A 26,665-nucleotide genomic window follows, 5' to 3' on the forward strand; every position below is an offset into this window, starting at 1 on the left:
TTTGTAAGCGTTTTATCATACGTTTACCAATCGCCAATAAAAAATGTTATGATAGAGTGGGTTTCAATATTTAACGTTTTAATAGGAGGTAAAAGGAATGCCAAGTGACACGTTAAATCAGTTTTTAAATGACAATTTAAACGAGTTGAAAGAACAAGGACTTTACAATGAAATTGATGTCGTCGAAGGGGCTAATGGACCGAGAATTCAGATTGATGGTAGAGACTTAGTAAATCTATCTTCTAATAACTACCTTGGATTAGCAACTGACGAGCGACTTAAAGAGGTAGCTAAAGATGCTGTCGATTCACACGGTGTTGGCGCAGGAGCTGTTCGTACAATCAACGGCACACTCGACCTTCACGTTCAATTAGAAAATAAAATTGCTGAGTTTAAAGGGACGGAAGCAGCAATCGCTTACCAGTCCGGTTTTAACTGTAATATGGCGGCAATATCCGCTGTGATGGATAAAAACGACGCTATTTTGTCAGATGCATTAAACCATGCGTCAATTATAGATGGGTGCCGTTTATCAAAGGCAAAAATTATTCCTTTTGAGCATTCAGATATGGATGATCTTCGTCAAAAGGCGAAAGAAGCGAAAGAATCCGGTCAGTATAATAAAATTATGATTATTACAGATGGCGTTTTCTCAATGGATGGGGATGTTGCGAAATTGCCTGAGATTGTCGAGATCGCTAAAGAGTTTGACTTAATTACGTATGTCGATGATGCGCATGGCTCAGGTGTATTAGGAAAAGGCGCAGGTACCGTGAAACATTTTGGACTACAAAATGAGATTGACTTCCAAATGGGAACGTTATCGAAAGCCATTGGGGTTGTCGGTGGTTATGTTGCTGGTAAACAAAACTTAATCGACTGGCTCAAAGTGCGTTCTCGTCCGTTCCTATTCTCAACATCATTAACTCCTGCTGATGTTTCCGCAACAACAAAAGCGATTGATTTATTAATGGAATCAACAGAGCTTCAAGATCGCATGTGGGAAAATGGCGACTATCTCAAGAAAGGCCTAAAAGAACTAGGCTTCGATATTGGCAATAGCGAAACACCGATTACGCCTTGTATCATTGGGGATGAAAAGACGACTCAACAATTCAGTAAGCGTCTAAATGAAGAAGGCGTGTATGCGAAATCCATTGTTTTCCCAACGGTTCCAAAAGGGACAGGTCGTGTTCGTAATATGCCAACAGCCGCTCATACGAAAGAGATGCTAGATGAGGCACTAACGATTTATGAAAAAGTCGGAAAAGAAATGAACATTATATAAAGTATCTAGGGGAATAGGAGGAAAACGGAGATGAAGAAGATTTTGATCACGGGGGCGCTTGGTCAAATCGGATCCGAGCTAACGATGGCGCTACGAGAGAAGTATGGCCAAAACCAAGTCATCGCAACGGATATCCGTGAAGCTGACAGCCCTGTAGTGACAGAAGGTCCGTTTGAAGTATTAGATGTAACAGATTATAACGCTATGTATGAACTTACCGAAAAGCATGAAGTGGATACTATCATGCATTTAGCAGCCCTTCTTTCTGCTAAGGCTGAAAATAATCCGAAATTTGCTTGGGATTTAAATATGGGTGGTTTAGTGAATGCTTTAGAAGTAGCTCGTGAGTTGAATCTGAAGTTTTTCACACCAAGTTCCATCGGCGCTTTTGGTCCAACCACGCCAAAAATAAAAACACCTCAAGATACCGTGCAACGTCCAACGACGATGTATGGTGTGAATAAAGTATCCGGAGAATTGCTTTGTGATTATTACTATTACCGCTTTGGCGTTGATACACGCGGCGTTCGTTTTCCTGGTTTAATTTCATATGTGACTGAACCGGGTGGCGGTACAACAGACTATGCGGTTGAAATTTATTACGAAGCGTTAAAAAATAAGAAGTACTCTTCCTTTATTGCAGAAGGAACGTATATGGATATGATGTACATGCCTGATGCAATCCAAGCGATTATTCAGTTGATGGAAGCTGATGGGGACAAATTAGAACATCGCAACGCCTTTAACGTGACGGCTATTAGTGCCGCACCAGAGGATTTTGCGAAAGCTATACAGAAACATATTCCAGATTTCGAACTCACATATGAGGTCGATCCTGTACGCCAAAGCATCGCTGAAAGCTGGCCAGATTCGATTGATTCGGATTGTGCGAAGCGTGAGTGGGGCTTTGAGCCGGAGTATGATATAGATAAAATGACAGCGAATATGTTAGAAAAGTTAAGAGAAAAGTTGGGCTTGTAAGGAGCCCAACTTTTTCTTATTAATGATAACCTGCAGGTAAATCAAGAAAACCTGCGTGTAATTTTAAAAATCTTGCAGGTTAGTTCGAAAAACCTGCTGATATTTTTTAGTTAAAAACTTCATCCAATCGACTCGCATAAAACTCAAGTGCACGAGAATATTGTTTGATGGATTCGTCGTCCGTCGTTTCTAACAGTTTCGTCATCACGATTTCCATGGCGAGATCCGTATCACCTAAATTATAAAGCGTCATTGCGAAAAAAACATAAAACGCATTATAATCTGGAAATTCGCTCATGCCTATTTCAAGTGTCTCACGTGCGTTTTCATAAAGACCGACCGCACGATAAGTACTACCCAAAGCTAATAACGCATCACGTCGATCAAGGTCCTCAAGCTCAGTTTCAAGCGCACTTTGATAATATTGAACCGCTTGTGGATCCATGTCATGTCGGTCATGAAGGTAAGCAGTTTCTAACAAAACTTTTCCATCATTAGGATGTTCTTCTAAATACGTAGTCGCTTTTTGAATGGCTTCTTGTATTTTTCCTTCCTTTTGAAGTTGTTTTAACTCATCAACAATCATAATCAAACTCCTTTCACCTGACCGCATTGTATAGTAGAAAGAGGAACGTGACAAACTAAAACATGTATATAGAAGCATTTTTCGTTAAATTATTTTAAATTTATTTGAAATATAAATCTAAACTAGCTCAAGCTAAAACATAATTGATAAAACCTCTATCATAGTTCCAAATGCTATTTTGACTATTTTTCGACAATTAAATACAATTTTCTTTGTATAAAAATTCGGGTAGCGTTTGCTCGAGTTAAAAATCTAGGAGGAACATAATGAAAACTAAAGAGAAATATCATTCCGATGATTATCTGGGCAAAGGGGTCCAGAAAACCGCGTTAGTGATCAGCGGTGGATTTTTAATTTTATTCTGTCTAATGGCATTTTTAAAGCCAGATTTGACTGAAGATTGGGTCGGGGCGTCATTTGACTGGTCCGCCAAGTGGTTCGGTTTATTCTGGCAAATATTAATGCTTGCAACTTTGATCGTAGGTCTTATTTTAATGTTTACTCGTTATGGTCGAGTTAAATTAGGAAAACAGGAAACACCTGAATTTACGAATTTCCGTTGGATCGCAATGGTCCTAACGACTTTACTTGCAAGTGGTGGTGTATTCTGGGCTGCAAGTGAGCCAATGTCACACTATATAACGACACCTCCATTGTTTAGTGCAGAAAATTTAAGTGAATGGGATCGTGCTGTACCTGGGTTAGCGCAAGCTTTCTTCCACTGGGGATTCTCAGCATGGGCAGTATTAGGTACGGTCGCGACAATTGTGTTAATGTACGCGCATTACCATAAAGGAATGCCTTTAAAGCCAAGGACGATTCTATATCCAATTTTTGGTGATAAAATTTTCAAACGTTATAACTTCTTTGGTGTTACAGCAGACGTAACGTCAATTATTGCAGTTGCAGCTGGTACAATTGGTGCAATTGGTTTCCTAGGAGTACAAGCAGCTTATGCTTTTGAACAAATCTTTGGGGTAGAAAGCAACTTATTTATGCAGATTATGTTTATCGTTATTTTAATTACAATTGCAACGATTTCAGCTGTGACAGGTGTTGATAAAGGGATTCAAATTCTAAGTCGTTTTAATGTTGCTTTTGCTGTAATTTTAATGATTATTATTTTAATCGTTGGACCGACAGTGTTTATTTTAGATGCTTTCGTTACCGCTGAGGCTTTTCAGCTTCAAAATTATCTCATGATGAGTCTGACACGTGGAGACGGTGAATGGTTAGCTTGGTGGACTGTCTTCTTCTGGGGCTGGTTCATCGGTTTCGGACCAATGATGTCGATCTTTATCGCACGTATTTCACGTGGACGTACAATCCGTGAGTTAATCGTAGCGGTTGCGCTTATTTCGCCATTAGTGAGTAACTTATGGTTCGCGACATTAGGTGGCTCAGGTGTGTTCTTCGAAATGGAAACACCGGGCATTATTTCCGAACCTCTTAATAAGGTCGGACAAGAAGCCGCCGTGATGGCAATCTTAGAACAGCTTCCAATGAGTGGCTTGTTCGCATTCGGATTCCTAATTATTACAGTTGTCTTCGTAGCAACTACGGCCGACTCCATGTCGTATGCGTCAGCAGTTGCCGTAACAGGTAGTGATGATCCAAATAAATACATTCGTGTCTTCTGGGCCATTGTCTTTGGTGCAGTTGCGGTAGCCTTACTAACACTTGGTGAGGGTAGTATCAGTATGTTACAAAACTTTATCGTTGTATCAGCTGTACCGGTGTCACTATTATTACTCCCACCTGTTTGGGATTCTGTTAAAATCGCGAACAAAATGGCGATTGAACAAGGTATTAAAAGTAAAGACGATCGTTCTAAATTATAAAGATAATGAGAAGCATCACATATTTTCGGATATGTGATGCTTTTTTTAACAAAAAGAGCGCATAAACACCTCGAAAAGGGCGCATAAAATTGAAAAATTGTACCGTTCGACAAAATTCGAAGCGCATAAGTAGTCAAAAGTAGCGCATAAATAGAAAAACCTAGCGCATAAATCTTATGAGTTTGTTCTTTATTGTATTTTATTGGGTAAGCCATATAACGCGTGGTATAATATGAAGGAGAAAAAATAAAGAAGGTGAAGCATGATGGAAGCAAAACCTTGTATTAATTCATTAACAGTAAAAAATTCACATGTACTGCCGCCGGATACGAATAGCCATGGCACGTTGTTTGGTGGTAAGTTGATGGCTTATATCGATGATGTTGCAGCGATTGCGGCTACGCGTCATGCAAGAATGCCGGTTGTAACAGCTTCTACAGATTCGGTGGACTTTTTAAATCCAGTTAAAGAAGGCAATACGATTTGCCTTGAGGCTTACGTCACCTATACGCATCGCACATCGATGGAGATTTTTGTTAAGGCCATTACCGAAAATCTTTTAACAGGTGAGCGCGAAGTCTGTACGACGGCCTTTTTGACAATGGTCGCCTTAGATGACGATGGAAAACCTCAAGAAGTACCACCAGTTTATCCAGAGTCTGAAGAAGAAAAATGGCTGCATAATGGTGCGGCGGAACGAGCTGAATACCGTCGTAAAAGACGTGAAGATTCTAAGGAATTAGCCGAGCGTTTCGGCGCGGACTTCCCTTGGGATCCAACAACCAACCAAAAGGCCTAATTGACTTTCATATAAGCACCATATAAAATGAAACTAACAAACAAGTTTGATGGAGTTCATATGAAAAAAATTGATAAGGGAATTGGAAAGTCGGCTCTTCAGTTAGTATTAGCCAATAGTGATGAGATCGAAGAAGCCGAAACACACATGAAAGACTCTGATTTTATTTACTGTTTAGGTAAAACAGGCTCAATGGAACTTCAAAAGGTTGTGTCTGCCATTGAGACAGCAGCCAAACGAAACGCTGTGATTGATGAAGAACTGTACCGTGAAATGCACGCGTTATACCATGCTATTTTAGAGGCATTAGAAGGCGTTACTCGCGGTCAAGTATCCTTAGGAGACGTCATGCGAACCGTTGGCCTTCGTTTCAGTGTCGTTCGCGGTCGTCCGTATGAAAACGAAGCAGAAGGCGAATGGATTGCTGTTGCACTGTATGGAACGATTGGAGCACCAATACGTGGCCTCGAGCATGAAACGACTGGCCTTGGAATTAATCATATTTAAATAATATTGCCCATTAGCAACGAGTTATGAGGGGGCTAACTCTCCAAGTTTTGGAGGGTTAGCTCCCTTTTTGTTAAAGGAATCTTTAGGAAGGGAATATCCCGAACGCGAGCGATAATCTCCTGAACAGAGGAGTGAATCTCTCGAACAGAGAATCAAATTTCCTGAACGGCGGACCAAATTTCCCAAACATCATAAAAGGAGTTGTGAAAAATGGAACTAACAGGTAATCATTTAGATTTAGAACAAGTAAAACGGGTGGTATATGATGATGACCCCGTATACATATCAGAAGAAAGTTTAGGGAAAGTCAAACAGAGCCGGCAAACGGTTCAAGACTATTTAGATCAACATCATATTATCTATGGGATCAACACGGGTTTTGGAAAATTTAGCGATGTCGAAATAGAAGAACATGATTTAGATGAGTTGCAATTGAATTTAATTCATTCGCACGCATGTGGTGTTGGGGAACCTTTTTCTGAATCTGTCAGTCGGGCTATGATTTTGCTTCGTGCGAATGCTCTTATGAAAGGTTACTCCGGTGTACGTCCTGTAATTATAGAACGCTTAATTGATCTGATCAATCACCATATTCATCCTGTCATTCCTCAGCAAGGGTCATTGGGTGCGAGTGGTGACCTCGCCCCGCTCGCGCACTTAGCATTAGTCCTGCTCGGAGAGGGTGAAGTTTTTTACAAAGGCGAACGTATGGCAACCATGCTTGCGTTTAATCAGGAAAAATTGGAGCCTGTTCAACTAAAAGCAAAAGAGGGGCTGGCGCTCATTAATGGGACTCAAGCGATGACGGCAGTCGGCGTCCTTGCGTATCTAGAAGCGGAAAATGTTTTGTCTTATTCAGAGAAAATTGCCGCGATGACGATGGAAGGGTTAGAAAGTATTACGTGTGCTTTTGATGACTTAATCCATCAAGTGCGTGGTCACCAAGAACAGCGCGATGTTGCCAAACGTATACGTCATTACTTAGAAGACAGCCAATTGACAACAAAACAAGGAGAAAAGCGCATTCAAGATGCTTATTCGATTCGCTGTATTCCGCAAGTATTAGGCGCATCATGGCAGACGTTACAATACGTTAAAGAAAAACTTGAAACGGAGATTAATGCTGCAACCGATAATCCACTTATATTTTCTGACGAAGGAAAAGTGCTGTCAGGCGGGAATTTTCACGGACAGCCGATTGCAATCGCGATGGATTTACTGAAAATTGGTGTGGCAGAAGTTGCGAATATATCCGAGCGCCGCATCGAGCGGTTAGTCAATCCGCAACTAAATGACTTACCACCGTTCTTAAGTCCTGAGCCGGGGCTACAGTCTGGAGCGATGATTCTGCAATACACAGCAGCGTCGCTTGTTTCAGAAAATAAAACGTTAACGCATCCTGCGAGTGTTGACTCCATCCCGTCTTCTGCGAACCAAGAAGACCATGTTAGTATGGGAACAATAGGGGCACGGCATGCCGCGCAAATAATCGAAAACACAAGGCGAGTGATCACCATTGAGTTAATTTGTGCTATGCAAGCTGTGGAAATGCGTGGAACGAATCTATTGGCTAAAACTACACACGAACTCTATCAATCTGCTAGAGAGATCGTTCCGAGCATTAAAAAAGATCGCGTGTTTTCAACAGATATTGAAAGCCTTCAAGGTTGGATCAGAAAGAAGTGATCGTATGAAATTTTTACTAGCCGAGTCTGATGAATTAGAAATCAAGGGATTACATTGGTTAATCACCGCCAATCAAATTCCGCATAACGAGATTGTTGAAGTACGTACGTCTGCTGAATTTGAAAGGGCAGTAAGAGCTAATGATTTTGATATGATCATATTAAATATTGATTTATTTAACCAAGACGAATGGGCGAAAGCTAAGCACTCACTTCGTTATTCTAAGGGGCAAATCATCGTCCATTCAGCCCATCAAACGTTTCAGGTGGCCCATGAAGCGCTTGAAGTTGGCGCCAAGCATTTATTTATCCAACCGATTACACCAAACGAGTGGTCTGCAAAAGTACGAAAAGTCGTGAGAGAAGCGGGGGCGAACGCAAAGCCGTCACAAAATCAAGACACGCTTCAAGAATCCGCAATTTTCTATGGACTATTTGGCTATGATTTTGACCTAACTCGTATTCAAGAAGAGCTATTGGAAAACAAAGATGAGCCGAGTTCGTTTGTGGTTAGTGTGTTAGAAATAGATGCGGTCAGCAATCAAAATCATGGAAGCGACCGATTGCTTCACATGATTAAAGAAGAACTTCAGGAGTACAGTCCGTATATTATTCCGAACGAAAATATGATCGTGCTTATTTTTAACCTCTCTAATTTCACGCAACACGCGACATTAACCGATGTCGAACAAGTGTTTATCCGCTTGTTAAGATTGTTTAAAGAAAGGCAGGACATATCAATCACCGTTGGATTAGGGAATGACTATCATCATATCCATAGATTAAGAGATTCATATCTAGAAGCAAAGACCTCGATTCAACGGAAGTTTTATTTCGGAGTGAATCAAGTTTATCGCTTTGACCAACCATTTGATTTACATGGAATCGATCCGATATTAACGCCTGATGAAAGGTCACAACTCATTCATTTCTTAGAAGACCATGATCGGCAAGGAATAAAGGAATTTTTATTCAACTTATTCTTAGTCGAATACAATCAAATCGATCAATTTCCGCACCCGGATTACATCAGGATTAAATTGACGAGTGTTATGGCGAATATTAGACGGCATATGTTAAACAACACTGAGATGAAAACGTTAGAAAAACAGTACCAACTGATGTTTAATGAAATCTTAAACGGTGAAGAGTTGTCTGTGATTGTGCAAAAGTTAGTCTACTTTTGCTACGCTCTGTTTAACTCTGCAGGGTCATTGAATAACGACATGTATTCAAAAGTGACGCAAATGGTGGTTAACTATATAGAAGAAAACTACCATGAGAGACGATCTTTAAGTGATATCGCTCTAGCAGTAAATAAGAGCAAGTTCTATATAAGTCACTTATTTAAACAAGAAACAGGCCAAACGATTAGCGAATACCTTCAAAAGGTTCGGACTGACCAAGCCAAACAGTTGTTAAAAGATACGGATAAGTCGATTCAAGAAGTCGGCTATCAAGTTGGGTTTGACGATCAATCGTATTTCAGTCGTATTTTTAAAAAATGGGAAGGTCAAACACCTAATCAATTTAAAAACAATATAATTAAAAAAGAGCAATAAAATGATAAAAATAATGAAACAAACAAAATATTACCAAAAATTAACCACAAAATAATTCATTAATTCTGAAAATTTTAAAAGTAATCTCCGCCTAACCCCATATAAAATGGAATTATAAAAGGAGGAGATAGCATGTCTAATGAACCCTTAAGAAACGAAGAAAGTTATGAAAGCGGTTCAAATCTTGGTGGAGGTACCATCGCGAAGTTATTATTTTTCAGTTTTATTGGTTTATTTGTGTTCTTCGTACCGGTCTCGATTAATGGGGAGTCGACGATCGTACTTGATCACATTGTTAGTTGGTTTCAAGAAACACTTCCAAACGTCGTACCTTATTATGCATTAATTGTAATCTTAGCAGGTGCGATTTACCCATTTGCGAAACGTGAGTGGAATAAGGATGCTGTCACAACAGTCTTTTCACTACTAAAAGTACTAGGTTTTGTGGTTGCACTAATGTTGGTCTTTGAATTCGGACCAGCCTTTATTTTCAACCCAGATATTGGACCATTCTTATACAACAAGTTAGTCATTCCGGTTGGGTTACTTGTTCCAGTAGGTGCGGTGTTCTTGGCATTTATCATCGGTTACGGATTACTAGAATTTGTCGGAACACTCATGCGTCCGATTATGCGTCCGATTTTTAAAACGCCAGGACGCGCTTCCATTGATGCGGTGGCATCATTTGCAGGTAGTTATTCAATTGCGATGTTAATAACAAACAGAGTTTACAAAGAAGGTAAGTATTCCTTAAAAGAATCGATGATTATCGCAACTGGTTTCTCGACGGTTTCGGCGACATTTATGATTGTTGTCGCATCGACATTAGGTTTTATGGATATGTGGAATACGTTCTTCTGGACCACGTTACTCATCACGTTTATTGTCACTGCCATTACCGTTAGAATCTGGCCACTAAATCGCATTGAAGAAAAATACTATACTGGTGAGCCAGTTGAAGAGCCTAAACCAGAAGGGAATATTTTCAAAGAAGCTTGGCAGAACGGATTGACAGCAGCTTCACAAGCTCCTTCGTTAGGTAAAAACATTTGGATCAACTTAAGAGACGGATTTGTCATGGTCATGAGTATTTTACCGTCGATCTTATCTGTTGGTTTAATAGGTTTACTATTAGCAACGTATACACCATTCTTTGATGTGATTGGATACATTTTCTATCCATTTACTGCATTACTACAAATCCCTGAAGCAATGATGGCTGCAAAAGGGGCAGCAATGGGGATTGCAGAGATGTTCCTGCCAGCTTTATTAGTGGCTGAAGCATCCTTTGTGACGAAGTTTGTGGTTGGTGTCACATCCATATCTACTATTCTATTTTTCTCGGCTTCAATTCCAGTCATTCTATCAACGGAGATTGAAGCAAAAATATCAGACTTAGTGATTATTTATGTAGAACGCGTCATTTTAACGATTTTCATCGCAACACCAATTGCATTTCTACTAGCTTAGAGGAGGAGATTCATAATGAGTAAGCAAGTTCAAAAAGAAATTCGTGCCCCAAGAGGGACAGAGCTGAATACGAAAGGTTGGGTTCAAGAAGCGGCTTTACGCATGCTTATGAACAACTTGGACCCTGAAGTTGCTGAAAACCCTGATGAATTAGTCGTTTACGGCGGAATCGGAAAAGCAGCTCGAAATTGGGAAAGTTATGAGGCAATTGTTAAGACATTAAAAGTTCTAGAAGAAGATGAAACGATGTTGGTGCAGTCAGGTAAGCCCGTTGCGGTATTTAAATCACACAAAGATGCACCGCGTGTGTTACTGGCTAACTCTAACTTAGTTCCCGCTTGGGCGAATTGGGACCACTTCCGCGAACTTGAGAAAAAAGGCCTTATGATGTATGGCCAAATGACGGCTGGAAGTTGGATTTATATCGGGACACAAGGAATTTTACAAGGAACGTATGAGACGTTCGCTGAAGCGGCTCGTCAGCACTTTGATGGGTCGCTACAAGGAACCATTACCATCACAGCTGGCCTTGGAGGTATGGGTGGTGCTCAACCACTAGCTGTGACGATGAATGATGGCGTTTGTATCGCGATTGAAGTCGATGAAACACGCATTAAACGTCGTATTGAACATCGTTATTTAGATAAAATGGCCACGACTTTAGATGAAGCACTAGAGATGGCAAAACAAGCGAAGGCGTCTGGTCAGCCACTCTCAATAGGACTGCTTGGGAATGCCTCAGAAATTTTACCAGAATTAGTCGAACGTGGTGAAATCCCAGATTTAGTAACAGACCAAACATCTGCGCATGACCCACTAAACGGGTATTTACCCGAGGGCTATACGATGGAAAAAGGGGCTAACACTCGCAAGTCAAACCCTGATGAGTACTTAAAAGACTCCCGTGCAAGCATTAAAAAGCACGTCCAAGCGATGCTAGATTTACAGAAAGCAGGCGCCGTGACGTTTGATTACGGAAACAATATCCGTCAAGAAGCTTACAACGAAGGGTTGGAAAATGCCTTTGATTTTCCAGGATTCGTCCCGGCGTTTATTCGCCCGCAATTCTGTGAAGGTAAAGGACCTTTCCGTTGGGCGGCGTTATCCGGTGACCCTGAGGATATTTATAAAATTGACGAAGTTTTATTAAAAGAGTTCTCGTATAACGAGCATTTATGTAAATGGATCCGCATGGCGCGTGAGCAAGTGGCGTTTCAAGGGCTTCCTTCCCGTATTTGCTGGTTAGGATACGGTGAACGAGCTCGCTTTGGAAAAATCATTAACGAAATGGTCGCAAGTGGCGAGATATCAGCACCAATTGTCATTGGTCGTGACCATTTAGATGCAGGATCGGTTGCTTCACCAAACCGCGAGACCGAAAGCATGAAAGACGGCAGTGACGCGGTGTCTGACTGGCCGATTTTGAATGCGTTAATTAACGGTGTCAATGGCGCAAGCTGGGTGTCTGTACACCACGGTGGTGGCGTTGGCATGGGGTATTCACTTCATGCTGGTATGGTCATCGTTGCTGATGGAACAGACGATGCAGCAAAGCGACTTGAACGTGTGTTAACATCAGACCCAGGAATGGGAGTCGCGCGCCACGTCGATGCAGGTTATGACCTAGCTGAGAAAACGGCTCGAGATAAAGGCGTCCGAATTCCAATGCTTGATCAAAATGAATAGGCAACCTCAGTTCGCGCATACCGTGCGCGAACTTGCGTGTTTTTATAAGACAATGACAACATAGGAGGATTTTACATGGCACAAACAACACTACTTTATAATATTGGACAGTTACTGACGATGGATCAGCACGATGGCCCCGTTCGCGGTGAGAAAATGGGATCGATAGATGTTAAGGAAAATTATGCCGTTTTCATGAAAGATGGTAAAGTCGAGAAAATTGCGCCGAGCGATGAATTAAAACATACTGACGCTGATGAAAAGATTGATTGCAAAGGCAAACTAGTCACTCCAGGGTTAGTGGAACCCCATACCCATTTAGTCTTTGGCGGTTCCCGTGAACACGAAATGGCACTTAAACAACAAGGCGTACCTTACCTAGAAATATTAAAACAAGGTGGAGGAATTTTATCAACGGTAAGATCAACTCGAAAAGCTTCAGAAAAAGAGCTATACGAACGAGCGATGTTCCATCTAAACCGCATGGCGACTTATGGAATTACAACGATGGAAGCGAAGAGCGGTTACGGGATGGACCGCGAGACTGAGCTAAAACAACTGCGTGTCGCGAAAAAAGCAGGGGAAGACCACCCACTTGATCTCGTGTCAACCTTCTTAGGGGCTCATGCGATAACAGAAGAATATAAAGATAACCCAAAAGCATTACTTGATGAGATGGCGTCTATGTTTGATCAAATAAAAGAAGAAGACCTAGCTGAGTTCGTTGATATTTTTACCGAAACAGGCGTTTTTACGATTGAACAATCACGCCGTTATTTGCAAAAAGCAAAAGACCACGGGTTTGACGTCAAAATGCACGCAGATGAAATTGATCCATTAGGCGGAACACAACTCGCTGTTGAAATGGGAGCAACAACGGGCGATCACTTAGCGGTCGCAACTGACGAAGGCATTAAAGAACTCGCAAACTCAAATACCATCGGCGTATTACTACCAGGCACGATTTTTTACTTAGGCAAAGGTGAGTTCGCTCGCGCAAGAGATATGATTGAAGCGGGCGCGGCAATTGCAATTTCAACTGACTTTAACCCTGGTAGTAGTGTTACGGAAAACATTCAACTCATCATGTCATTAGCCGCTTTAAAAATGAAAATGACGCCTGAAGAAATCTGGCATGCCGTCACCGTTAACGCAGCGCATGCGATTAACCGCGGAGATGAAGCGGGGCAAATTAAAGAAGGACGTAAAGCTGACGTTGTCATTTGGGATGCACCGAACTATTTATATATTCCTTACCACTACGGTGTGAACCATGTGAATACCGTGTTCAAAGCAGGTCAGAAGCTTTACGAACGAGGTGATCTTCTTGTCTAATTTTTTAAAACCCGCTGGCGAAGCAAAATTCGTTGATCGATATACTAAGAAAATGAATGAGTTACTAGTCCCGCATGAGCAACATCAAGGTCCGATTCAATTTGGCTTAGTCGGCGCCCCTTTATCCAAGCCGTCCATCAGTCATTCAGGCGCGTCCTTTGCCCCTGGTGCTATTCGTCAGGCGATGGGAAGCTATTCGACGTATGCGAACCATACCGATCAAGACTTTCGTGATGTAAGTATCGTTGATTTTGGCGACGTGCTCATGCAACCAACGGACGTGAAGGAATCCCAAGACCAAATTTATCAATCCGTTCGGGATGTTTTAAAGAAGCATGATTTAGAAAACTTTATTATGTTTGGCGGCGATCATTCCGTTAGCTTTCCAGCGATTAAAGCTCTAAATGAAGAAAAAGGAACGATTGGTGTCATTCAGTTTGACGCTCACCATGATTTAAGAAATTTAGAAGATGGCGGCCCGACCAATGGCACACCTTTCCGTAGGTCAATCGAAAATGATGTGTTAAACGGCGAACATATTGTTCAAATTGGCATTCGTGATTTTACGAACGCCAAGGCTTATGCGGAATACGCCAAAGAACAGGGTGTTAAAGTTTATACGATGCAAGATGTCCAGCAAGGAAGCATAGAATCTATTATAGAGGAGTCGCTGCAATATCTAAGCGAAAAAGTAGATTTTATTTATCTATCTGTTGATATGGATGTGCTAGACCAAGCGTATGCGCCGGGTTGTCCTGCTATTGGACCAGGTGGAATGGATAGCTGGACCCTATTAACAGCTGTTGAAAAAGCGGCGACACACTCACTCGTTAAAGGCATGGACATCGTAGAAATTGACCCGACCATCGACTTTCGTAACATGACGAGCCGTGTAGCCAGTCATGTTTTATTTTCGTATATGAGAAATAAGTACTAAAAAAATTAAAGGAATAAACACCTACCGTGTCGAAAAACAATAAAAGGCATAGAAAAAGATAACCCTTTATGTGGAGGGAACATGGTGAGAAAACTAAAAAGATGGTGTTTAGGGATTTTTGCAGTAGTGTTAGGTGTGGCCGCTTACTTTACCATTGAAATGGTCGGTGTCAATTCCGAATTCACAAGCGTCAGTCATGCGAACGTGAAGCATGACTTATTTGAAGAAAGCGATCGGGTTTATATAGGTAAGGATTTAGAGTGGACTGGTTCAGATCTTCCTTTGATAAAAGAGATTAACGTAATGACCAATGGAGGGAAAGAGTTAAATCCTATTAACTCCCAAATCAGAGTAAACATGTTTATTGATGAAACACAACAGATAAACACTCTGTTTGGGGAGTTGAACACAGACGAACAAAAGTTAGTGAATCAACTCAAGCCCGTTAAGGACTACCAACTCCAAGAAAATGACTTCAAACTCGTACTGGAAGTCCAACTACTTGATCCAGCCTATCAGTATCATTTAGACTCGTTAGTCATTCATTATGAAATCGACGGTAAGCAGTATAAACAAGACTTACCGTTAAAAAACTTTATATTCCGTTAAGGTCAGGTCTTCGTGAGCTGGCCTCTTTTTATTTGGAAAACGCTTTAGTTTTTCTTACAATAGAATTAAATAAATAGAATGAGGTGATGAAATGAAAAAAGCAGAAATTCAGGAACGAATTGATGAACTTAAAATGGATTACATCCGAATTCAAGGAGATTTAGATAAATTAGAATCAACAGGCGGCAACGTCACCATGCTAGAGAAGACATTAAACCGCATGGAAGATGAGTTGAACGAATTAAGACAACAATTTGAGAATGCGAAGGAATAATGGAGAAAATAAATGTATTATTAGGGGCCTTGCTTCATACAATTTGGAGCAAGGTTTTTTGGTTTGTGTCGTTCTTTATATAGAACGAAGTATTATTAAGTATATCTAAGGAATTGTAAGCAATCAAGCTTTTGTTCTTTATAAATAACGAAATTCGTTCGTTTAAACGAATATTTCGGAATATTTGGCGTTTTGCAAAAAATACCTCTAAAACTATACTAGTAATATATTCTTAATAACGAACAAAAATTCTTTACATAGAACAAAATTCCCAGCGGGAGGGATTATTATCAAAATGAGAAAAAGTCGGTTGACTGAGAGAAGAAAAAGAGAACTGAAGAAGAGCTTAATACTTAAGCCGTTAGTAGGAGTTTACTTAATGTTTTTATTTTTATCATCCATTACAGGATCCACAGAAGCGGCTTTTAATGATGTCGAAGGCTTATCAGCTTCACTGAAAGTAGGCTGGGAAATAGATGAAGACGAAAAGTGGGATAAAAGTTCTCTGAGCTTTGATGGTATGGAAGTAGGGGGAAATTGTGATCGCATTTATGCCTACGTGAAGAATGGTGGCGATGGGGATATGGAAGTACCTTGGAGCTATCAAGTCATCAAAATATCTCAAGGTAATGATGAAGATGTAATACATGAAGGTGAAACTCCATTGATAGATTCTAGTGAAACGGCAGAGCTAGCTTATGAAGGTGAGCTTGAAAATGGAAAATATAAATTTAAGTTTGTAAGACCAGAAGGACACCCTAGTGGAGATTCTGGTGGATTTAGTAGTGAAATTACTTTAACTAATTGTGAAGAACAAGGAAATGAAGAAGATGATGACCAAGGAGGCCCGCCGGATAAATGTAGTGATGATTTTCCTGGAAATCCACCTAGAGAGTGTGAAGACCAAGAGCAACCAAATGATAATGAAAAATCAATAGGCGAAAAATCAGTAGATGAGGAGTCTAAAGAAGTAGAGGAAAAAGAAACAAATGAAACACAAGAAAATGAACAAAAGTCCGAGACGGAGTCTGAAGAAGAAACATTAGAAAGTAATGAGCAAGAAACTAAAAATACCGAAGAAGAAAACTCTGAAAACGACACAGAGAGTAAAACAGAAGAAAACAATGATTCCGAGGATGGTAATAATGAAAGTGAAGGTAATTAAGTGGATTAGTAGAGTCGTAAATATACTATTAGTGGCAATTTTCTTATTCACATTTGCACTAGTCATTTCAAACCTAATGAGTGAAGGCAATCCAAAAGTGTTCGGGCAAGAATTGAAAGTAGTATATTCCGGATCTATGGAGCCAGAAATCAAAACAGGTGCCGTTATAGGGATTAAACCTGAATTCGACGTACGAAATCTAAAAGAAGGCGACGTCATTATGTTTCAACAAAGAGAAAATCATTTTGTTACGCACCGCATTATTGAGGTTTTAAATAACGATGGTCAACTCATGTTTCGAACAAAAGGTGATAACAACGAATTTGCTGATACCAATGCTGTGATCCCGGCTAATATTTACGGGGTCCACGATGGAATAAATATTCCTTATATAGGGTATGCCATGGACTTTGCAAATTCTAAGTTTGGATTAGTTGCTTTGATGTTTATACCTGGTTTTTGGTTGTTATTTAGCTCAGGTAAAACGATATATACCGCTCTTAAAGAAGAAAAAGAAAAGAAGAAAAGAGCCAACACTGAAACGGTAGAGAACGTTTCCTAAGTGGTTTACCGTAAATGGCTATGCTGTTTTACGGTGAATATAAATAAATACGCCTCAGGGAGAGGTAAGAAGGAGGAATTATTTTGGATATCAAAAAGAAACTTGGTATCGGCGTACTAACAGGCGCGCTAGGATTATCGCTAGTAGGAGGTGGAACTTGGGCTGCATTTAACGATGTGGAAGAAACAACGAATGTATTTGCAGCAGGAGTCCTTGATTTGGAAATCGGTGAAGAATCAACGATGGATTTTAGCCTTGATAACTTAAAGCCGGGTGACCACTGGACTGAAACACTAGTTTTAAGAAACAATGGTACGTTAGACATCAATCAAATCTTGACTAGTATTGAAGTGACTGGTTGGGAAGATGTTGATGCTTTAGATCTAAACTCTAAAGTTTATGATGGAGCAGGAAATAACAAGTTAAGTGATTTCCTAAAACAGTTTGAAGTAACTGTTACAGATGGTGATGGAAATGTGTTCTTTGATGGAACGCTTAACCAGCTTCACGGTCAATCTAATATTGATATAACAGGTACTGACACTAATACAGTAGGTTTGTCCGTAAACGATAACATGACTTATCAAGTCGATTTCAAATTTAAGAACGTAGATGAAACATTTGATGGCTCACGCTTCCAAGTTCAAAACAAATACCAGGATGAGCAAGCAGAAATTAATGTGAAGTTTGAAGCGACACAAATGCCTGGTGAAGAACAATCAAACGGCTGGGCAAATTAATAAATTGATATCAATGTTAAATATGAAAAATTTGAAAACCAATAAGTTTGGGGGAGAATTTAATGAATCTTAAGAAAAAAATAGCGGTAGGTTCAATAACAGCTGCTTTAGGGCTATCTCTAGTAGCTGGTGGAACTTATGCAGCTTTTAATGATGTGGAAAATACAAGTGCTGATTTTGCAGCTGGTACTTTAGAACTTGATTTACAGTCAGTAGATGAAAATGGATATGAGTTTCAGGTATTAAACTTAAAACCTGGTGACACGATGACTCGTGATATAAAGTTTGTGAACGAAGGTTCTTTAGCGATTAAAGAAGTATTAATGGCTATTGAAGACGTTCAGTTTGCGAACCTAATTGGTCCAGAAGCAGGGGCTGAAGCAACGGGAGACCTTGATATAGCTTCAAGTGAAATGGATGCTCAATTCTTTAGCGCACCAGATGATGCTTGGGTAGACCAAGTCAATACAGATCCATTAGAATATTTAGATCAATTTAGAGTTTCTTTAATCACTTTAGGTGCTGAAAGTGGTGGGGACTATCAGAAGGAATTACTAGGTGATGATGATAACGTCACATTAAAAGATTTTTATTTAGCTTCTGATTCAGTACACGGTGATAGCAGTAAGCCTGCTAATGCATCTGAAATTGCAGATGCTAGAAACAAAGTCTATGGTGCTATTGATGAAAAGAACTATATTAAAGGTCACCGTTTAAATGTAACAACAGAAACTAACGATGATTGGGAAGGTTTACCTCTTAACCCATATGATGAAGATGTTCTTCGTTTGAAAATTGAGTTCATTGATAACACTGAAGATATGTTAGTGGTAGATGACGTAGAAACAGATGAGTATTGGCAAAATATCTTCCAAGGTAATGCTGCTGCTCTAACGTTCTCATTCGAAGCTACTCAGTGGGATGGTCAGGAAATCACTGACGAAGACACTGATGAGAATGGCTATATTGAAACAAACGAAGAAGCAAATAATGGTGAGTAATATTTAAGGGTAGGGTTCGTCCCTACCTTATACATAATTTATTGAGGAAGGAGGCAGTGCATTGGCTAAAAAGATTTTTATAACAGTTTCTATGTTGTTTGCTATGTTAATAGCCCCTTTACAAGTTTTTGCCGATCACGTCTCAGTTCATATTGAAGAGGATTTTATATTCAATGTTGAAAATCTTAAACCAGGCGATTATATGACTCGTACGCTTGAGATTGAGAATGATGGCGACTATGACTATTACTTTCATGCGAGTGCGGAGTATACGGGTGGATCTGAAAAGCTATTTAAGCAGTTTCAACTATCGGTAACAGATTCTTCTGGGGAAATGGTCTATGAAGGTAGCCTTGCTGGTTTTAATGGAATGGAACAACGCTTTTTAGAGATGGGTGATTCAGAGTCATTTGAGTTGAAGGCTACTTTTCCGTATGAGTCTGACAATTCGTTCCAAGGACTAAGTACAGAGTTTAAGATTTCAGTCTGGGCTGAAGCTGAACCGCCAGAAGATAATGAAGAAGGCGTGGTAGATTCGGATACTGATGTAAAGGGTGGCGGACTCCTTCCTCAAACTGGTGAAGAAATACCGGTACTATTTTATGTCATAGGTGGCTCATTCTTAATTAGTGGGCTGTTGTTATACCTGTGGACGCGTAGGTTAGCAAGGGATCACGAATGAAGAAAGTTATTCCAATCTTATTCGCCTTAATAGGGATTGGTTTTATACTATTCCCGCATATTCAGAAGGAAATCTATGCCACACAAGAACAAGAGCTTATACAAGAATTTCGTGAGTTGGATGAAGTGTTCACATCACACCAACAACGTTCTGAGATAGAAGTTTCTGGCGATGACCCTAATCAAGGTGAGCCGCAAGATTCTTCTGTTGAACCGGGTGTTGTTGGTCTGATGGAAATTAGTAAAATCGATTTAACTCTACCAATGCTTAAAGGTGCCACTGAAGAGAATTTAAATGTGGGGTTAGGTGTCATGGAAGAGGCTGATCCTTTAGGCGAAAACGGTAATACCGGCATAGCTGGCCACCGTGGATATAAGCACGGACGTTTATTTAATCGTCTTGATGAAATAGTGCCTGGTGATGAAATTAAAATTGAAACTTTAGAAAATGAATTAACTTATATCGTGTTTGACACGAAAATCGTCACGCCTGATGACGTGTCGGTTTTAGAGTCAAATGATGAAGAATCAATTATAACCTTAATTACATGTGAACCTATACATGACCCTACTCACAGGATTATTGTTCAGGCGAAGAAAGTAAATAATAACGAAGCTTCTTAGAACACATTAGGTGAACTTGGTGTTAGCCAAGTTTTTTTAAAAATTAATCGTTCTTAATAAAGAACAGAAGGAGGTTAAGTTAGATGCGTATTGGGTATAAAATCAGTATTACCTTAGTTATACTAGCAACTTTATTCATTTTCTCGATGCAGGTGATGGCTACAGGTGGAGGGTCAGACTGGGATAAAAGTTCATTGGTTTTTGACCCAGGTGATATTTGGTATGAATGTGAACCAAACACACTCAAAGCAACGATTGCAAATTCAGGCGAAGATATAACTGAAGAAATATGGAAAGTTCATATTTACTCACAAGACGGAAAAGTTGATGGATATGAGTATATTATTGATTCAGATTCGAAGTTTAATTATGATGGTACGGATCTTCACCTAATTGAAATCCCTCTAGAAAAAGACTTTAAACAAGGGGATTATTGGTTGAAATTTGAAAGACCAGAGGGACATCCTGGAGGGGATTCTGGTGGAAAAAGTGGAACTACGTATGTAAACCCAGATTGTGATGAACAAAATCCTCCAGAGCTAGATTTTGTAGGTGACATCAATTATTACTGTGATCAGGAAGAAGCTACAGCAACAGTGAAAAACACAGGTGAAACAGTAATAACTGGTGGTGGATATATGCTGGAAAGATATGAAGGTAATGATGAGTGGGCACCTTATGATGTCGGGGGGGCAATTAACAATCTATCTCCTGGTGATTCAAAGGAATTGACAGTTAATACATCTAACCTAGATGAAGGGCAGTATCGTTTTGTAGCCTATGATGATTATAATGAAGGTAGCACTTTTTATAGTCAGGTATTTAGTGTTGATCGATCAGTCTGTGAAGATTTATCCCTAAATGGTGATGGAGCCTTTAGTTGTAGTGATGAGGAACTAAGCATTACCGTGACCAACACGGGCAAAACAACAGCAACTGATTGGGAATACATTGTTAAAGAAAAATTAGACGATGAAAGCTGGGAACCAATATCAGATGTTCTTTCTGTGGAAGAGTTAGAGGTTGGTGAATCGACTACACTTACTTATGACACGAAAGGTCTAGAGGGTGTTTATAAGCTCGAAGTTTATAAACACAGCATTGAGACTTACCTAGAGAGTGATGAGATTGTGTTGGATCGTTCACCTTGTGAGAAAGAACCGGACCCCGAAGAGCCAGAAGAACCTGAGGAACCAAAAGGAGAATTGACATATGAAGGTGATGGCACCTACTACTGCGAGTCCGATGAAATAAAAATTACGGTTAAGAACACGGGTGAAGGAACAGCAGAAGAATGGAGTTATGGTTTGCTAAAAATTGAAGATGGCGAAAGAACAGAAGCACTACCAGGCCCATATTCAATAGAGAGTTTAGAATCAGGTGAAACTTATACAATTACTATGGAAGTTAGTGACCTAGAAGATGGAGTGTACCAATTTACACTATTCAATTATGAAACAGGGGAATTTAGTAGTGAAGTTGAACTAGATCGCTCAGAATGTGAAGAAGAACCTGAAGAGCCAGAGGAACCTAAGGAAGAAGAGCCTAAAGAAGATGAAGAAAAGCCAGAGGAACCTGAGGAAGAACAAGAAGAACCTAAAGAAGAGGTAGAATCAGATCAAGACGAAGAAGAGGAAGAAGACGAAGAAGACGTTTTACCACAAACAGGTTTTAATCTTCCGTTATGGAACTATCTCCTTGGAGGATTGGTAGCGGCTTCTGGTGTAGGGGTATTAGTCTTTAGAAGACCTAAATTTTTAACAAGTGATGTATAATGAAGCGTCTGCTTATCGGTTTATCTTTGTTAGTGATAGGTCTGGGAATCGTGTTCTATCCGCATGTTCAGCGTTTAATCTACGCACAAGAAGAAGATCAGCTCGTTACGGCATTTTATGATCAAATGGAAGTGAGCCAAGAACAACAGCGTGAAGAGATGAGTTTGCTTGAGACGGTACGTGAAGAGGAAGTTGTAGAATTCAATGAGGGAGAAACTTCCTCTGAAACAACTGAACCAGAAGAAAAACCTGCTGTTTCTAGTAATCTAGTAGGCGTCATGCGGATTGGTCAGATTGACTTGGAATTGCCTGTATTAGATGGAGCGACTGAGCATAATTTAAATCGTGGCTTGGGGCTAATGAAAAGTACCGCGCCACTCGGGGAAAAGGGTAACACAGGTATTGCCGGTCATCGGGGGTACAGTCATGGCGTTTTGTTTAATCGTCTCGATGAAGTTGTTGAAGGTGATCGAATTGAGATTGAGACTCCTGATGAAGTCATAGAATACGAAGTTTACAATGTGTTGTTGGTTGAGCCTGAGGATGTTTGGGTACTTGAACCTGAGGACGGTAAAACAAACATAACATTGATTACTTGCGAGCCAATCTATGACCCTACTCATAGAATTATAGTTCAAGCAGAACGAGTTAATTAAGATGCCTCGATTTGGGGCATCTTTTTTATTTGTTAATGGAAGAATGTATTCTCGAAAATGTTCAGTCTATTCCCGATTTTAATCAATCAATTCTCGAAAAAGTCCATTCTATTCCCGAACACTATATCAATAAAATAAAAAATCGCCTCACTGGGCGATTTTAGTCGTCGTTATTCAATTTCCACTTATTAAACTCCAAGAAGTTTTTAAATTCTTCTTTAGAAACGCCGGACTGCATAGCTTCCTTCACAAGGTCTTCCCAATCTGAGTCTAGGCTGGACTGGATTTCTGCGACGTCATCTTTAATGAGATGATCAACTGTGATGTTTAGCTCAACTGCGACTTTTTCTAAAAATTGAATAGAAGGGTTTTGTTGAATATTGCGTTCGAGGGCGCTTAAGTAAGACTTGGCTACTCCGGCTCTTTCAGCAAGTTCTGTTAGAGACATCCCTTTTGACTGACGATATTTTCTGACGCGTTCACCGATCATCTGTGAAAAACTCCTTAAAAAATACAGAAAAATTTAACTTCAAAGTTATCTTAACAATAATATAGCATATTTTTAAGAAAAAAGTTAGGATTAATTCGATTTTCGGTGTATTTTTAGACTTTGACTTGTTATGATGTTATTGTTAAGGAAAATATTGAATGCAAAAAGCGAGTGTTCAGCATTGACAAAAGAGGAATGGTACTTTATCAACTCAGGCACACATGATGCTTCTTACAACATGGCGTTGGATGAGTGTTTGTTGCGCTGGCATAGTGAGGGTGAAATCCCGCCTGTACTTCGTTTTTACACATGGGAGCCAGCGACGATGTCGGTTGGATATTTTCAGAAGGTTGATGGAAAGATACATATTGAGAATGTAAAAAAACACGGGTTTGATTTTGTTCGTCGCTTGACAGGTGGTCGAGCGGTGTTACATGATCATGAGTTGACTTACAGTGTGGTCGTTTCTGAAGATCATCCGAAAATGCCGAAGACGGTGACAGAGGCTTATCGTGTTATTACGAAGGGTCTTTTAGAAGGATATCGAAATTTAGGTATTGAAGCTGAACTGGCAGTACCTGAAGGGAAGCTTCAACAAACGGGCTCAGCCGTTTGTTTTGATGAACCATCGTGGTATGAATTAGTCATTGATGACAAAAAAGCCGCAGGAAGCGCTCAAACTAGAAAGCAAGGCGTTATTTTACAGCATGGGTCCGTCCCAATCAGTATGGATGACGATTTATTATTTGATCTATTTGAGTACCCGTCAGAAGAGGTTCGAACGCGTGCTAAGGAAAAGTTTAAAGGAAAAGCGATTAGCATGGAGTCGTATTTAGGGCGAGAGTTTTCTTTTGATGAAGTTGAAAAAGCCTTCTATAAAGGTTTTGAGGAAGGCTTAGATGTGAAATTGGTTCCTTATCAATTAACAGAGGACCAAGAGCAGGAAGTATTGAATTTAGCAAAAGAAAAATATCAGTCTGATGAGTGGAACTTTTCTTTTAAATAAAAAGGGAGTTTAATAATACTTGAAGGGATGTGGGACGAATGGCGAAAAATGAAGAGTACGTCAGAAAACCTGAATGGTTGAAAATTAAACTAAACACAAACAAGAACTACACTGGCCTTAAGAAAATGATGCGTGAGAAAAACTTACATACGGTGTGCGAGGAAGCACGTTGTCCGAACATTCACGAATGCTGGGCAGTTAGAAAAACAGCGACGTTTATGATATTAGGTCGCGTTTGTACGCGTGGGTGCCGTTTCTGTGCGGTTCAAACAGGGTTGCCGACTGAGATTGACTGGCAAGAACCTGAGCGCGTAGCAGAATCCGTTGAAATTATGGGTCTTCGTCATGCGGTTGTGACAGCGGTTGCGCGTGACGACTTAAAAGACGGCGGTGCAGGAGTTTTTGCTGAAACCGTTAAGGCGATTCACGAACGTAATCCAGGGACAACAGTTGAGGTTCTACCATCTGATATGAAAGGCGACTATGAAAGTCTTCATACATTAATGGATGCGAAGCCGGATATTTTTAACCACAATATCGAAACAGTTCGCCGCTTGACACCGACTGTTCGTTCGAAGGCAACTTACGATCGTTCTTTAATGTTATTAAAACGTGTGAAGGAAATTGCACCTGATGTTCCAACGAAATCAAGCATTATGGTTGGTTTAGGTGAGACAAAAGAAGAGATCATTGAAGCAATGGATGATTTGTTAGAACATAATGTGGATATTTTAACGATTGGCCAGTATCTACAGCCAACGCGTAACCACTTAAAAGTAGAACGTTACTACGAGCCGCGTGAATTTGCGGAGCTTCGTAAAATCGCTTTCCAAAAAGGATTCCAACATTGCCAGGCAGGCCCACTCGTTCGTTCGTCTTACCATGCAGATGAGCAGGTAAGTGAAGCGGCTAAAGCGCGCCGTGAGCAATACGAAGAGCATTACATGAAAAATCCATCTTAATACAGTGAACCCGCATTCAGAATTAAGGAATGCGGGTTCGTTTTTGAAAAAATATTTATCTATGAGGTTGGTTTAGTTTTTCTATGATCGATCCCATCTAATCGGTGGAGTAATCCAACACCAAATTCACTGTGAGCCTCTAAGTTCTCATTATAGATACTATTGGTAGCTTCATAAGCTGATGAGCCATGTTCTGAAAAGTCTAATCCGGCAACTTCTTCATCTTTTGGAACTCTAATTGTTCCGAAGCGTGTGACGATGAATAAGGCTATTCCTGTTGCAAGTGCGGTCCATAAAATGACGCTAGCGACACCAACTGCTTGAATACCTAATAACTCAGCGTTGCCGGTGTATAATAGCCCTTGTTCAACTGAGAACAAACCGACAGCGATTGTTCCCCAAATTCCACATATACCATGTACGGTGATTGCGCCTACTGGGTCATCAATTTTTAGAACACGATCTAATAGCTGAACGACTTCGACTAATATGATGCCTGCGATTAATCCGATTATAATAGCGCCAATAGGTGATACATCTGCTGTTCCTGCTGTAATTCCCACTAAACCAGCTAATGCAGCATTAAGTGTTAGTGTAGCGTCGATACGGTTGAATTTTATATAGGAGTAGAGTGCAGAAGCTACAACTCCAGATGATGCAGATAACAATGTCGTAGCAATGACGGATGGTACTAAGCTTGTGTCCGCTGCTAACGTACTACCTCCGTTAAATCCAAACCAACCGAACCATAAAATAAAAACACCTAAAGCGCCAATTGGAATGCTATGTCCAGGTATTACATTTACTTTACCTTTCGAATATTTTCCAATACGAGGACCTAAGACAAGAACGGTAATTAGACCACCGACGGCACCAGTTAAATGAACAACTGAAGAACCGGCAAAGTCAACAAATCCTAATTCTGCTAACCATCCACCTCCCCAAATCCAGTGACCTACAACAGGGTAAATGATTCCTGTCATAAACAACGTTAATAATAGGTAAGAACTTAATTTCATCCGCTCAGCTACAGAACCTGAGATGATGGTTGCACAAGTTGCGGCGAACATGGCTTGGAACACAAAGAATCCAATTTGATCAGTTTGCCCTTGTAATACAAATCCCGATGTTCCAATTAAGCCAAATAGTGTATCACCAAACATTAAACCAAATCCGATTAAGAAATATAAAACAGCTGCAATAGAAATGGTCATCATATTTTTCATTAATATATTCAAGGCATTTTTAGATCGCGTAAACCCTGTTTCAACCATGGCAAATCCAGCGTGCATGAAGAATACCAAGAAAGCACCAAGCATCATCCAAGCCATGTCAATTGAATTAATTACGGGTGTTAAGTCTTGGTTTGTGGCTGCAAATGAGTAAGTTCCAGGGATAATTGTAAAAAACAACAATAAAGAACTAATCTTTTTAAACACA

At 40.1% G+C, this 26,665-nt stretch carries 26 protein-coding genes; 23 read left to right on the top strand and 3 right to left on the bottom strand.

Translation table 11 applies throughout. The features are described 5' to 3' along the window. Positions 1-97 precede the first annotated feature (97 nt). Both EDC24_RS05905 and EDC24_RS05910 read left to right on the top strand, forming a co-directional pair. The gene (locus tag EDC24_RS05905) at positions 98-1,288 is read left to right on the top strand and encodes a glycine C-acetyltransferase (RefSeq protein WP_124220691.1); all 1,191 of its coding nucleotides are present in this window, start codon (positions 98-100) and stop codon (positions 1,286-1,288) included. A gap of 30 nt (positions 1,289-1,318) precedes the next feature. Continuing rightward, the gene (locus EDC24_RS05910; RefSeq protein ID WP_124220693.1) at positions 1,319-2,269 is read left to right on the top strand and encodes an L-threonine 3-dehydrogenase; all 951 of its coding nucleotides are present in this window, start codon (positions 1,319-1,321) and stop codon (positions 2,267-2,269) included. 106 nt (positions 2,270-2,375) lie between these two features. Here EDC24_RS05910 and EDC24_RS05915 read toward each other — a convergent pair whose 3' ends face one another. After that, on the bottom strand, positions 2,376-2,855 hold the full coding sequence (locus EDC24_RS05915) for a tetratricopeptide repeat protein (protein WP_170158476.1): 480 nt from the start codon (positions 2,853-2,855) through the stop codon (positions 2,376-2,378). Positions 2,856-3,121: 266 nt separating this feature from the next. Between EDC24_RS05915 and EDC24_RS05920 the strand changes: the two genes are divergently transcribed. From EDC24_RS05920 to EDC24_RS06010, 19 genes are all read left to right on the top strand, one after another. Further along, complete coding sequence (locus EDC24_RS05920) at positions 3,122-4,696, top strand: BCCT family transporter (RefSeq protein ID WP_124220696.1); 1,575 nt, start codon at positions 3,122-3,124, stop codon at positions 4,694-4,696. A 265-nt stretch (positions 4,697-4,961) separates the two neighbouring features. Next, complete coding sequence (locus EDC24_RS05925) at positions 4,962-5,495, top strand: acyl-CoA thioesterase (protein WP_211342353.1); 534 nt, start codon at positions 4,962-4,964, stop codon at positions 5,493-5,495. Between the two features lie 60 nt (positions 5,496-5,555). After that, the gene (gene hutP, locus EDC24_RS05930) at positions 5,556-6,002 is read left to right on the top strand and encodes a histidine utilization transcription antiterminator HutP (RefSeq protein ID WP_124220699.1); all 447 of its coding nucleotides are present in this window, start codon (positions 5,556-5,558) and stop codon (positions 6,000-6,002) included. A gap of 213 nt (positions 6,003-6,215) precedes the next feature. Continuing rightward, the gene (hutH, locus tag EDC24_RS05935) at positions 6,216-7,691 is read left to right on the top strand and encodes a histidine ammonia-lyase (protein WP_124220701.1); all 1,476 of its coding nucleotides are present in this window, start codon (positions 6,216-6,218) and stop codon (positions 7,689-7,691) included. Positions 7,692-7,695: 4 nt separating this feature from the next. Then, on the top strand, positions 7,696-9,252 hold the full coding sequence (locus EDC24_RS05940) for a response regulator transcription factor (protein ID WP_124220702.1): 1,557 nt from the start codon (positions 7,696-7,698) through the stop codon (positions 9,250-9,252). Between the two features lie 132 nt (positions 9,253-9,384). Next, positions 9,385-10,722: a YjiH family protein gene (locus tag EDC24_RS05945; RefSeq protein WP_124220704.1), complete on the top strand. Its 1,338-nt coding sequence runs from the start codon at positions 9,385-9,387 to the stop codon at positions 10,720-10,722. 15 nt (positions 10,723-10,737) lie between these two features. After that, entirely contained in the window at positions 10,738-12,408 is a 1,671-nt protein-coding gene (hutU, locus tag EDC24_RS05950; protein ID WP_124220705.1) for a urocanate hydratase, read from the top strand. 75 nt (positions 12,409-12,483) lie between these two features. Further along, positions 12,484-13,743 carry an imidazolonepropionase gene (hutI, locus tag EDC24_RS05955; protein WP_124220707.1) on the top strand — a complete coding sequence of 420 codons (1,260 nt, stop codon included), beginning with the start codon at positions 12,484-12,486 and terminating at the stop codon, positions 13,741-13,743. Further along, positions 13,736-14,680: a formimidoylglutamase gene (gene hutG, locus EDC24_RS05960; RefSeq protein ID WP_425455174.1), complete on the top strand. Its 945-nt coding sequence runs from the start codon at positions 13,736-13,738 to the stop codon at positions 14,678-14,680. The genes hutI and hutG overlap by 8 nt, the downstream gene beginning before the upstream one ends. A gap of 84 nt (positions 14,681-14,764) precedes the next feature. Beyond that, complete coding sequence (locus EDC24_RS05965) at positions 14,765-15,289, top strand: hypothetical protein (protein ID WP_124220708.1); 525 nt, start codon at positions 14,765-14,767, stop codon at positions 15,287-15,289. Between the two features lie 91 nt (positions 15,290-15,380). Further along, positions 15,381-15,563: an SE1832 family protein gene (locus EDC24_RS05970; RefSeq protein ID WP_124220710.1), complete on the top strand. Its 183-nt coding sequence runs from the start codon at positions 15,381-15,383 to the stop codon at positions 15,561-15,563. Between the two features lie 295 nt (positions 15,564-15,858). After that, positions 15,859-16,728 carry an amyloid fiber anchoring/assembly protein TapA gene (gene tapA / locus EDC24_RS05975; RefSeq protein ID WP_124220712.1) on the top strand — a complete coding sequence of 290 codons (870 nt, stop codon included), beginning with the start codon at positions 15,859-15,861 and terminating at the stop codon, positions 16,726-16,728. Further along, complete coding sequence (sipW, locus tag EDC24_RS05980) at positions 16,709-17,290, top strand: signal peptidase I SipW (protein WP_170158477.1); 582 nt, start codon at positions 16,709-16,711, stop codon at positions 17,288-17,290. Before tapA ends, sipW begins: the two co-directional genes overlap by 20 nt. A gap of 83 nt (positions 17,291-17,373) precedes the next feature. Next, positions 17,374-18,030, top strand: a complete 657-nt coding sequence (locus EDC24_RS05985; RefSeq protein ID WP_170158478.1) for a TasA family protein — start codon at positions 17,374-17,376, stop codon at positions 18,028-18,030. A gap of 62 nt (positions 18,031-18,092) precedes the next feature. Further along, on the top strand, positions 18,093-19,031 hold the full coding sequence (locus tag EDC24_RS05990) for a TasA family protein (RefSeq protein WP_124220717.1): 939 nt from the start codon (positions 18,093-18,095) through the stop codon (positions 19,029-19,031). A gap of 61 nt (positions 19,032-19,092) precedes the next feature. Continuing rightward, entirely contained in the window at positions 19,093-19,713 is a 621-nt protein-coding gene (locus EDC24_RS05995; RefSeq protein WP_124220718.1) for a TasA family protein, read from the top strand. Beyond that, positions 19,710-20,336, top strand: coding sequence for a class D sortase (locus EDC24_RS06000; protein ID WP_124220720.1), 627 nt, complete (start codon positions 19,710-19,712; stop codon positions 20,334-20,336). The genes EDC24_RS05995 and EDC24_RS06000 overlap by 4 nt, the downstream gene beginning before the upstream one ends. A gap of 83 nt (positions 20,337-20,419) precedes the next feature. Beyond that, the gene (locus tag EDC24_RS06005) at positions 20,420-22,111 is read left to right on the top strand and encodes a COG1361 family protein (protein ID WP_124220722.1); all 1,692 of its coding nucleotides are present in this window, start codon (positions 20,420-20,422) and stop codon (positions 22,109-22,111) included. Beyond that, positions 22,111-22,767, top strand: a complete 657-nt coding sequence (locus EDC24_RS06010) for a class D sortase (protein WP_124220723.1) — start codon at positions 22,111-22,113, stop codon at positions 22,765-22,767. Before EDC24_RS06005 ends, EDC24_RS06010 begins: the two co-directional genes overlap by 1 nt. Positions 22,768-22,927: 160 nt before the next feature. On the opposite strand, the gene EDC24_RS06015 is transcribed toward EDC24_RS06010, so the two are convergent. Beyond that, positions 22,928-23,257, bottom strand: a complete 330-nt coding sequence (locus tag EDC24_RS06015) for a helix-turn-helix domain-containing protein (protein WP_124220725.1) — start codon at positions 23,255-23,257, stop codon at positions 22,928-22,930. Between the two features lie 181 nt (positions 23,258-23,438). On the opposite strand from EDC24_RS06015, the gene EDC24_RS06020 reads away from it, so the two are divergent. Next, the gene (locus EDC24_RS06020) at positions 23,439-24,263 is read left to right on the top strand and encodes a lipoate--protein ligase family protein (protein ID WP_124220727.1); all 825 of its coding nucleotides are present in this window, start codon (positions 23,439-23,441) and stop codon (positions 24,261-24,263) included. Between the two features lie 38 nt (positions 24,264-24,301). Then, positions 24,302-25,225 carry a lipoyl synthase gene (gene lipA / locus EDC24_RS06025; protein WP_124220729.1) on the top strand — a complete coding sequence of 308 codons (924 nt, stop codon included), beginning with the start codon at positions 24,302-24,304 and terminating at the stop codon, positions 25,223-25,225. Between the two features lie 59 nt (positions 25,226-25,284). Here lipA and EDC24_RS06030 read toward each other — a convergent pair whose 3' ends face one another. After that, positions 25,285-26,664 carry an ammonium transporter gene (locus EDC24_RS06030; RefSeq protein WP_425455175.1) on the bottom strand — a complete coding sequence of 460 codons (1,380 nt, stop codon included), beginning with the start codon at positions 26,662-26,664 and terminating at the stop codon, positions 25,285-25,287. Between the last annotated feature and the right edge of the window lies 1 nt (position 26,665).

The sequence above is a fragment of the Aquisalibacillus elongatus genome (assembly GCF_003843875.1).
Taxonomy (GTDB): Bacteria; Bacillota; Bacilli; order Bacillales; family Alkalibacillaceae; genus Aquisalibacillus; species Aquisalibacillus elongatus.